Genomic DNA, 261 nt, shown 5'->3' with positions numbered 1-261 from the left:
CCCCCACGGGATCGCGATGCGGAACGACGCCGGAACCGCACGGGCGACGTTCGCGTTCGGTCCCGTCGTGCCGGTCCGCGGGGGGCGGCTCCGACGCGTGCTCGTCGGGGCGCTGCCCCGGGCAGTATTCGCTGATCGCGACGCGTTTCGTGACGCGGTCGAAACTGCACGGGAACGCGAGTCCGAGTGGGTCGCGTCGGACGAGATCGCCGTCAGGGAGGTGAGCTGGGATGACTACCGCGTCACGCTCATCGGCGCCTG

Annotated in this window: 1 protein-coding gene; it reads left to right on the top strand. The window is 71.3% G+C overall.

The annotated features are described in order from the left end of the window. Positions 1–16: 16 nt before the first annotated feature. Positions 17–261 (top strand): DUF7283 family protein (locus tag ACFR9S_RS14305; protein ID WP_459077214.1); only part of this gene is annotated, 245 nt, incomplete at its 3' end.

This window comes from Halolamina salina (assembly GCF_042678005.1).
GTDB classification, from domain to species: domain Archaea; phylum Halobacteriota; class Halobacteria; order Halobacteriales; family Haloferacaceae; genus Halolamina; species Halolamina salina.
Note: the sequence above shows the minus strand (reverse complement) of the source record. Positions and strands in the feature narration are given on the sequence as shown.